Raw genomic sequence first — 8,527 nt, 5'->3', positions numbered from 1 at the left:
GTGGACCCCTCCTCGGGGCCACGGGGTCCGGGGCGGAGGCGAGGTGGAGCGGGGGCACCCGTCACGCCGGTTCGAGGTACCCGGGCCACCCGGGGCACCGGACGCCCCTCGGTGCTCCCGTGCTCCCCCGTCCCCCGGTGTCGGAGGCGCTGGCGCGTAGCGAGGGACCGGGGTGGTGCGTGCTCCGTCCCACCTCGGCTGCGGGGCGGGTGGTCCACTCGCGCCGGCCGACCGCCGGGTGCCCCTACCGCCGTTCCTGCCGGCCGGGAGCGGCCGTCCGCAGCCGGTCGCGGAGGTCGCCGGCCTCGTCGGTGGAGGTCCGGAAGAGCACGCGCAGCCCGGGGCCGTCCGGTTCGGGTCGGGTCAGGCCCGCCACCGCGTCCAACACCCTGATGAAGGTCGTCAGCTCGGCGACCGGTTCGGCCACCAGGAGGTTCTCCGCGTTCCGCACGGTGATCTCCTCGCACGAACCCTGTCCCGCCTCCGGGACGCCGAACCCGGCGCCGCCGACGAGGAGGTCCGACAGGCACTCGTCGAAGGCGTCCCAGTTGCGGCCGAAGTAGTCGGGGAACCCCAGTGCCCTGGACCACTCGTCGAACAGCTGCGCCCGGGTGGCGCAGTGCCGGCCGTCGACGGTCCAGCGGCCGCGAGGCGTCCCGCCGCACCCGCCGTCCCGGCCCGCAGTCGTGATCTCGTCGTCCAGGGCCAGCTCCGCCCACCCGTGTCCGGGGAGTACGGGCGCGTCCAGTGGCTCAGTCATGGTGGGAGTCCTCGGCTGGGGCTGGTCGGGCGGCCGACCGGCGCGGGCGGGGTGGGATGCGCGGTCGGGGATCAGGGCGCGGACGCCGGCGCGGCCGCGGAGCCCTCGGCGGTTCCGGGGCCGGGTCGGCGCCGGGGTACCGGCGCCGTGGCCGGTCCGTGGCCGTGGCTCTCGAGGACCGGGCTGGCAGCCGACGGCCGGCTCGTCGTGCCCGTCATCATCCACACCCCCCGGAGATCCGCCGGAAGGACTCGTAGTGGTCGGCGGTGTACCAGACCTCGTGGGTGTCCCGGTCCCTGACGAGCCGCTCGGCGTCCCGGCGTTGTCCCGGCGGACGGGGGTTGACGTCGTACTCCCGGTAGGACCCCTCGAGCGGCAGGTCCTCCCCGTAGTTGTGGTACTGGTTCCCGCCCCGGATCACGAGTCCGCCACCGGCCGGGTGGTCCACGGCCTGGTCGTTGACCGGCCAGCTCAGGTCCGCCCAGATCCCGCACGCACGACCCACCTGGTCCGGGAACTCGTCGACGGGCAGCGACGAACCCGGGCGGTCGGCCGTCGAGTGGGTGTTCCCCACGAGCGGCGCGGCTGGCGCGCAGGCGGCGGCGCCCACCGTCAGCACGGCGAGGAGGAGCGCGGTGATCGGCCCCGGCGGCCGGGTACGGGCGGCCCCGGCTCGCCGACCCCGGCGGGGTGAGGGACCCGCACCCCGGGAAGGACGCGGGTCGCGGTCCCGGACGAGGGGGTGCCGGGCTCTCGAGGTCGCGTCGCCCGCGACGGTGTTCCGGGTGCGGTCCCTGCGCAACATGCCGCTCACCTGCTTGCCTCCGAGTCCCTGGTGGTGGTTCTCCGGTCGGGGCGCGGTCACCGTCGTCCTCGCTCGACCACGGTAGGTGAGTTGATCACACCGAGGAAGACGTGCACCCCCGGAGCCCCTGATCAGGTGATGTCGATCGGAGGCCGGGGCCCGTCAGGACATCGCGTGCCGCTCGTGCCACCACGCGTGGGCACGGGCACCGATGAGGTGCCCGTGCCGAGTGCCTGCGCCTCCGCGAGGTCACGACGTGCTCAGTTCCGGGTCCAGTCCTCCAGGTTCCACCAGGGGCCCCAGGTCATCCCGTGGTCTGGCGGCTCGGTGACCCGCTGGTAGCCGGCCCACCCCGGGCCCAGGAGGTAGCTGTGGCGGGGGAAGACCAGGTACACCAGCCCGGGGTCGGCCACGTAGGCGCGCTGGGCGGCCCGGTAGTGGGCGGTGCGCTGCGCCTGGTCGAGGCCGAGGCGGGCGGCGTCGAGCGCGGCGTCGACCTCGGGATTGGCGTAGTGGCCGAGATTGGCCCCGGTGGCCGAGGAGGAGTGCAGCGACCGATAGCCCTGGAAGTCGGGGTCCAGGGGGTTTCCCCCGCTGACCACCACGGCGTCCCGGTCGGCCCGGGGGAGGATGTCCGTCCAGGGCAGCTCCTCGACCCCGACCTCCACGCCGATCTCGGCCGCCGCCTCCGCGAACGCGGCGGCCAGCTCGGCGCTCAGCGGGTCGTCGACCGGGTGCAGCAGGGTGAAGCGGGCCGGTGTCCCCTCCCGGACGCGGACCTCGTCACCGTCGTCGAGGTCCCAGCCCTCGTTCTCCAGCATCCGACGGGCCTGCGGGACGTCGTGGACGAAGGTCGCCCCGGGTTCGACGAACTCCGGGAGGGTGGGTGGGAACGGGGTGTACGCCGGCTGCCCGTGCCCACCGAGGACGTCGTCCACCATGCCGGCGCGGTCGACGGCCAGGTTCAACGCGAGGCGGATGCTCGGGTCGCCGGCCACCGGGTGCTCGGAGGGCAGTGTCACCGCCCGGAACTCCCCACTGTCGTGGTGGACGACCTCCAGCCCGGTCTGGTCGGGCAGGTCCCGGGCCTCCCAGGGGAGGAGCACGGCCCCGTCGAGCTCCCGGTCCCCCACCCCCTGAACCCTGTCCTCCACCCCGAGCCCGAAGACGACCGTCACCTGGTCGATCTCGGGTGCGCCGTCCCAGTAGTCCGGGTTGGCCTCCCACACCATCCGTTCGCCCTGGGTCCATTCCACGAGCCGGTAGGGGCCGGTTCCGACGGGTTGGGTGTTCAGGGGCGAGTCGGTGAGGGGGCCGGCGGTCACGTCCTCACTGGGGACGATGCCCAGCACCAACAGGTCGGGGAAGCCCGCGTGGGGATGGCGCAGGTCGAACTGGACGGTGTGGTCGTCGAGTCGGGTGACCGACTCGACCACGTCGAGGGCGGCGGCCGCCGGGGATCCGGTGGCCGGGTCGAGCGCGGCTCGGTAGGTCGCGACGACGTCCTCGGCGCCGAAGGGGGAGCCGTCGTGGAAGGTGACGTCCTCGCGCAGTCGCACGGTCCAGGTGGTCCCGTCCGGAGACGGTTCCGGTTCCTCCACGGCCAGGGCCGGACGCGCCACCCGTTCCGCGTCGTGGGTGAGCAGGCCGTCGTAGAACTTGCCCTTGCCCTGTTCGGCGTACCCCAGCAACGGGTGGAGGGTGGTCGGTTCGGCGACGTCGGCCAGCACGATCGAGTCGCCGGCCCGCACCTCGTCGGTCCGCTCGGAGGTCGGCGTGGTGCAGCCGGTGGCGAACGCGACGGCGGACAGGGCGAGGATGGCCACGGGCCTGCGGCGGACGAACACCCGCCAACTCTAGGGCGAGTCCCGCCGCGAGTCCGACGCTGGTCGCCAGCGCGGCGGGGACCACGCAGGGCGGTCCCGCGGGTACGGACGGAGAGTTCGGTTCCCCCGGCCGTGGTCTTCCTCGCCCGCCCGATCGGTCCAACCGGCGCGCTGAACGCGGAGTGGGGCAGGATCGGAGGGTCCGATCACGACGACGGCTACGGCGAGGTGGATGATGGCGGGCTCGTTGCGGGTGGCTCTCTGCCAGCTCAGCACGACACCGGATCCCGGGAACAACCTGGAGCTGGTCCGGTCCGGCGCGGCTGAGGCGGCCGCCGCCGGTGCGCAGGTCGTGGTCTTCCCGGAGGCGACGATGGCGTGCTTCGGGATTCCGCTGCGCCCCCTCGCCGAGGGCCTGGAAGGGCGGTGGGCGACCGAGGTGCGCCGGATCGCCGCCCAGTACGAGCTGCTCGTCGTCGCCGGCATGTTCACCCCGGCTCCGAACGACCGGGTCACCAACACCCTGCTGATCACCGGCCGGGGCGTGGACACCTACTACGACAAGATCCACCTGTACGACGCGTTCGGATTCCAGGAGTCGGCGACGGTCGCCTCGGGGGATCGGTTGGTCAGCGTCGAGGTCGAGGGCATGCGGCTGGGTTTCGCCACCTGCTACGACCTGCGCTTCCCCGCGTTGTTCACCCGGCTGGCCGCGGAGGGGGCGGAGGCGGTGGTGGTACCCGCGTCCTGGGGCGCCGGGCCGGGGAAGCTGCGCCAGTGGGAACTCCTGGTGCGGGCCCGCGCGCTCGACTCGACCAGCTGGGTGCTGGCCTGCGGCCAGGCCCTTCCCGCCGGTGCGGACGTCGAGCAGGCCGGGGGGCGGGCGCCCACCGGGGTGGGGCACAGCATGGTGGTCGACCCGTTGGGCACGGTGCAGGTCGCGGCGGGGTCCGCGCCCGAGGTGGTGCTGGCGGGCATCGACTCGGCCCGGGTGGCCGACGCCCGGGACTCGGTGCCGGTGTTGGCCAACCAGCGGCTCTGATCCCCCGGCGGCGGGGCTTGCGGTGGTGCCGCTGATCGGTGCGGTGCTGGCCACCCAGCGGGGCGCCAGCCGGCCCCCGTTGTCCTACGACCTGGCGCCGCACGACGCCGGTCTCGGACCGCCGCCGCCCACTGGGATCCGCGAACGGGCGGTGGCCGCTGCTGGTGGTGGTCGTCCACCGGGTCGTCCTCGGATGAGGAAGGCGCCACCTGATCGCCGCGGGCGGACGGTCAGGTGGCGGGCGGGCACGGGGTCAGTCCAGGTCCAGCCCCAGGTCCAGGGCCGGGGAGGAGTGGGTCAGCGCTCCCACCGCGAGGGAGTCCACCCCGGTGGCCGCGTAGGCGGGGGCCACCGCCAGGGTGAGGCCGCCGGAGGCCTCCAACCGGGTCCCGGTGGCGCCCGCGTCGTCGCGCCGCCGCACCGCCTCCGCGCACTGCTCCACGGTGAAGTTGTCCAGCAGCACCTCGTCGGCCCGCGCGGCGAGCACGGCGTCCAGTTCCTCCAGGGTCGTCACCTCCACCTCGCAGGGCAGCTCGGGCGCCCGTTCGCGGACGGCGGCGAGCGCGTGGGTGACCGACCCGGCCGCGACCACGTGGTTGTCCTTGATCAGGACCGCGTCCCCCAGGCCCATGCGGTGGTTCGCCCCGCCGCCCCGGCGCACGGCGTACTTTTGGAGGGACCGCAACCCCGGCAGGGTCTTGCGGCTGTCCCGGATGACGCAGCCCGTGCCGGCGACCGCGTCCACCCAGGCGGCGGTGGCGGTGGCGATGCCGGAGAGGTGGCAGAGCAGGTTGAGCGCGGTCCGCTCCACGGTGAGCAGCCCCCGGACGGGGGCGCGCAGGCGCATCGCCAGCTGGCCGGCCGCCACGCGGTCACCGTCGGAGAGCGTCTCCACCACCTCGTAGCCCCCGGGGCCCAGGTGGAGGTCGCAGACGGCACGGACCAGGGGGAGCCCGGCGAGGACCCCCGGCGACCTCGGCACGATGTCGGCCACGGCCCACCGGTCGGCGGGGACGGTCGCCTCGGTGGTGGCGTCCGGCCCGTACCGCAGGTCCTCGTGCAGGGCGGTGCCGATCAGCGTCCGGATCTCCGCGGGGTCCAACCCGGCGGTGGTGAGGTCGGTGGTCACGGAGCCGGACAGGGCTCCCCCGGTGGGGGCGGCTGGGGCAGTGCTCACGATCGCACCTTCCTCGTGCGGATGGTTCCGGGGGACTCGGGGCGGGGGCCGGTGACGACGCGGCGGTTCACGCGACGGCTCCGAGGCTGGGGGCGTCGACGGCGATGGGCTCGCCGAAGACGTCGAGCCGGAACGCCGTGGACCGTCCCCAGGCCTCGTCCTCGCGTCCCGGGTGGTCCAGGCGTTGGTGGCAGCCCCGGGACTCGGCCCGGTGGGCGGCGGCGGCCAGCAGGGTCGTCGCCGCCAGGGTGAGGGCGGCGTCCTCCACGAGCCGCCGGGAGGACAGCGGGCGGGACACCGACCGGGCCTCGATCTCGGCGCGGGCCGCCGCCAGTCCTCCCGCGTCCCGGCCGATGCCGGCGTGCCGGGTCATCACCCGCTGCACCACGTCCCGGTCGCAGATGCCGGTGGCGGGCAGGGGAGCCCGGTCCACGGCGCAGGGGCCGCCGACCAGTCCGGCGTCCAGGTCGCCGGCGATCGCCTCGGCGGCGAGCCGACCGGTGACCAGCCCTTCGAGCAGGCTGTTGGAGGCCAGCCGGTTGGCGCCGTGCAGTCCGGTCCTCGCCGTCTCCCCCGCCGCGTAGAGGCCGGGGACGCTGGTGCGGCCGTGCACGGTGGCGAGGACGCCGCCGCAGGAGAAGTGCGCGGCCGGTGCGACCGGGATGGGCTCCGTCCCGGGGTCGATGCCCGCGCGGCGGCAGGCGGCGTTGACCGTGGGGAACCGGCGGGCGAAGGCACCGCCGGCGAGGTGGGTGGCGTCGAGGAAGACGTGGTCGTCGACGCCGCCGGGAGCGCCCGCCAGGTGGGTGGTGATCGCCCGGGACACGACGTCGCGGGGCGCCAGGTCGCCGAGCGGGTGCACGCCGTCCATCACCCGGGCTCCGGTGGCGTCGACGAGGACCGCTCCCTCCCCCCGAACGGCCTCGGTCACCAGCGGGCGGCTGCCGGTCGCGTCGGCCGAGGTGTAGAGCACGGTGGGGTGGAACTGCACGAACTCCAGGTCGGCGACCTTCGCTCCGGCGCGCAGGGCGAGCGCGATGCCGTCGGCGGTGGCCACCGCCGGGTTGGAGGTGGCGCGGTAGAGCTGGCCGAGGCCGCCGGTGGCCAACAGGACGGCGGGGGCCCGGACCACGCCGGGCACGCCGTCGGCGTCGAGCACCGCCAGGCCGGCGACGGCGCCCGACCGGCCGCGCAGCACCTCGACGGCGGTGTGGCCGGGCAGCACGGCCGGGCCGCCCCGGGCGGCGGACAGCAGGGCGCGTTCGACCTCCGCCCCGGTGGCGTCCCCGCCGGCGTGCACCACCCGGAACGCCGTGTGGCCGCCCTCCCGGGTGCGGTCGAGCCGCCCGTCGGGGCCTCGGTCGAACACCGCGCCCAGTTCCCGCAGGTCGGCGACGGCGGCGGGACCCGCGCGGACGACCGTGTTCACGGTGCCGGGGTCGCAGAGACCCACCCCGGCAGCGAGGGTGTCCGCGACGTGCCGGTCGGGGGTGTCCCCGTCCGGACCGTCGGGGAGGACGACCGCCACGCCGCCCTGGGCCCAGGCGGTGCTGCCCTCGGATGGTTCGCCCTTGCTGAGGACCAGCACGCGCAGTCCGAGTCCGGTGGCGCGCAGTGCCGAGGTCAGTCCGGCGACGCCGGACCCGACGACCACGAGGTCCGCGCTGGCCTCCCAGCGCGGGGTGTCCTGGTCGCCGGTGCTCATTCCCCGCCGCCGGGCTGCCCGATGGCGATCATCCTCCGGACGGCGTCCCGGCCCCGTTCGGCGGTCTCCGGGTCGACCGTGACCTCGTCGAGGCCCTCGCGCAGGCAGCGGAGCAGCGCGGCGGGCGTGATCATCTTCATGTAGCGGCAGGACGCCCGGTCGTTCACCGCGCGGAAGTCGATGTCCGGGGCAGCCCGGCGGAGCTGGTGCAGCATGCCGACCTCGGTGGCCACCAGCACGGAGCTGGCGTTGGTGGACCGGGCGGCGGTGAGCATGTCCCCGGTGGAGAGGATCTTGACCTGGTCGGCGGGGACCGCTCCCTCACCGGCCAGGTAGAGCGCCGAGGTCGCGCAGCCGCACTCGGGGTGGATGAAGAGGTCGGCGTCCGGGTTGGCGGCGGCCTTCTCCGCCAGTTCGGGACCGTTGATGCCGGCGTGGACGTGGCACTCGCCGGCCCAGACGTGCAGGTTCTCCCGGCCGGTGACCCGTTTGACGTGGGCGCCGAGGAACTGGTCCGGACAGAAGAGCACCTCGCGGTCCTCGGGGATGGAGCGCACCACGTCCACCGCGTTGGAGGAGGTGCAGCAGATGTCGGTCTCGGCCTTCACCGCTGCGGTGGTGTTGACGTAGGAGACGACCACCGCGCCGGGGTGCTGGGCCTTCCACTCCCGCAACTGCTCGGCGGTGATGGAGTCGGCGAGGGAACAGCCGGCCCGCTCGTCGGGGATCAGCACGGTCTTCTCGGGGCTGAGGATCTTCGCCGTCTCGGCCATGAAGTGCACGCCGCAGAAGACGATGGTGGACGCCGTGCTGCTGGCGGCGATCCTGCTCAGCGCCAGCGAGTCGCCCGTGTGGTGCGCGACGTCCTGGATCTCCGGAAGCTGGTAGTTGTGCGCCAGCAGCACCGCGTCGCGCTCCTCGGCCAGACGCAGCACCTCCTCCCGCCAGGCCGCGTCGGCGGCCACGCCGCCGTACGGGGTCAGGTCCGGGTCGGTCGTGGTGGTCGCAACCATGGTGGCCTCCTCGAGGGGACCTGCGGGGTGGGTCACCGCCCCACAGGTTTTCGCCCTCCGATCGAAAACTGGGTGGATACTATCAACCAGGTGAGTCAGACCGGTCACGAGGTGTTGGCGGCGGTGCTCGGAGTCCGGGGCCGCGACCGCGAGAAGTCCCTGCGGGTGCTGCTCTGGCGGCGCGGCAGGCCGCCGCCGG

General features: G+C 74.6%; 7 protein-coding genes. 1 reads left to right on the top strand and 6 read right to left on the bottom strand.

The window, feature by feature from the left end; all coding sequences use genetic code 11:
• Positions 1–244: 244 nt before the first annotated feature.
• The 3 genes from ACTIDRAF_RS31170 to ACTIDRAF_RS0224715 form a co-directional block, all read right to left on the bottom strand.
• Positions 245–760 (bottom strand): barstar family protein, encoded by a 516-nt coding sequence (locus ACTIDRAF_RS31170; protein WP_016701349.1) that lies wholly within the window; start codon positions 758–760, stop codon positions 245–247.
• Between the two features lie 217 nt (positions 761–977).
• Positions 978–1,625, bottom strand: a complete 648-nt coding sequence (locus ACTIDRAF_RS32260; RefSeq protein ID WP_016701348.1) for a ribonuclease domain-containing protein — start codon at positions 1,623–1,625, stop codon at positions 978–980.
• Between the two features lie 200 nt (positions 1,626–1,825).
• Entirely contained in the window at positions 1,826–3,412 is a 1,587-nt protein-coding gene (locus ACTIDRAF_RS0224715) for an ABC transporter substrate-binding protein (RefSeq protein ID WP_016701347.1), read from the bottom strand.
• Positions 3,413–3,626: 214 nt separating this feature from the next.
• Here ACTIDRAF_RS0224715 and ACTIDRAF_RS0224710 point away from each other — a divergent pair, with 214 nt between their 5' ends.
• Positions 3,627–4,433, top strand: a complete 807-nt coding sequence (locus ACTIDRAF_RS0224710) for a carbon-nitrogen hydrolase family protein (RefSeq protein WP_016701346.1) — start codon at positions 3,627–3,629, stop codon at positions 4,431–4,433.
• Positions 4,434–4,686: 253 nt separating this feature from the next.
• On the opposite strand, the gene nadC is transcribed toward ACTIDRAF_RS0224710, so the two are convergent.
• The 3 genes from nadC to nadA form a co-directional block, all read right to left on the bottom strand.
• Positions 4,687–5,562 carry a carboxylating nicotinate-nucleotide diphosphorylase gene (nadC, locus tag ACTIDRAF_RS0224705; protein WP_026066466.1) on the bottom strand — a complete coding sequence of 292 codons (876 nt, stop codon included), beginning with the start codon at positions 5,560–5,562 and terminating at the stop codon, positions 4,687–4,689.
• A gap of 115 nt (positions 5,563–5,677) precedes the next feature.
• Positions 5,678–7,315, bottom strand: coding sequence for an L-aspartate oxidase (locus tag ACTIDRAF_RS0224700; RefSeq protein ID WP_016701344.1), 1,638 nt, complete (start codon positions 7,313–7,315; stop codon positions 5,678–5,680).
• Positions 7,312–8,328 carry a quinolinate synthase NadA gene (gene nadA / locus ACTIDRAF_RS0224695; protein ID WP_016701343.1) on the bottom strand — a complete coding sequence of 339 codons (1,017 nt, stop codon included), beginning with the start codon at positions 8,326–8,328 and terminating at the stop codon, positions 7,312–7,314. Before nadA ends, ACTIDRAF_RS0224700 begins: the two co-directional genes overlap by 4 nt.
• Positions 8,329–8,527: the final 199 nt, after the last annotated feature.

Origin of the sequence: Actinoalloteichus spitiensis RMV-1378, assembly GCF_000239155.1 — a bacterium.
GTDB classification, from domain to species: Bacteria; Actinomycetota; Actinomycetes; order Mycobacteriales; family Pseudonocardiaceae; genus Actinoalloteichus_B; species Actinoalloteichus_B spitiensis.
Note: the sequence above shows the minus strand (reverse complement) of the source record. Positions and strands in the feature narration are given on the sequence as shown.

Excerpts from the sequence above, each read along its gene's own strand:
- ACTIDRAF_RS0224700 (WP_016701344.1), bottom strand. The coding sequence starts at position 7,315 with ATGAGCACCGGCGACCAGGACACCCCGCGCTGGGAGGCCAGCGCGGAC.
- ACTIDRAF_RS31170 (WP_016701349.1), bottom strand. The coding sequence starts at position 760 with ATGACTGAGCCACTGGACGCGCCCGTACTCCCCGGACACGGGTGGGCG.
- nadA (WP_016701343.1), bottom strand. The coding sequence starts at position 8,328 with ATGGTTGCGACCACCACGACCGACCCGGACCTGACCCCGTACGGCGGC.
- ACTIDRAF_RS0224710 (WP_016701346.1), top strand. The coding sequence starts at position 3,627 with ATGGCGGGCTCGTTGCGGGTGGCTCTCTGCCAGCTCAGCACGACACCG.